The following is a 269-nucleotide window of genomic DNA, read 5'->3' as shown; positions in this document are numbered from 1 at the left end:
TGAAAAAGGTGGCTGTTAACAAATAATCCACCTTTATCTATAAATCTACCACTATCTTTTTCGCTAACACAAAGAAACAACAAATTGAATTGGAGGAGTTAATGATGTCTAAAAGAAAACTAATACTCGTTGGAAATGGAATGGCTGGTGTCCGATGTTTGGAAGAGATTCTTAAAATAGATCCAAACCGTTTTGAAATTACAGTCTTCGGTACAGAGCCTCACCCAAATTACAACAGGATCATGTTGTCGTCCGTCTTACAGGGGGAT

The 269-nt window shown here is 37.2% G+C and carries 1 pseudogene; it reads left to right on the top strand.

Annotation, left to right across the window (positions count from 1 at the left end):
- Positions 1-104: 104 nt before the first annotated feature.
- Positions 105-269: pseudogene (locus AOA61_RS32065) on the top strand (NAD(P)/FAD-dependent oxidoreductase); the annotation flags it as partial.

Source organism: Pseudomonas sp. 2995-1 (genome assembly GCF_002742505.1).
Classification (GTDB): Bacteria; Pseudomonadota; Gammaproteobacteria; order Pseudomonadales; family Pseudomonadaceae; genus Aquipseudomonas; species Aquipseudomonas sivasensis.
The sequence above is the reverse complement of the archived record's forward strand: the minus strand, read 5'-3'. Positions and strand labels throughout refer to the sequence as shown.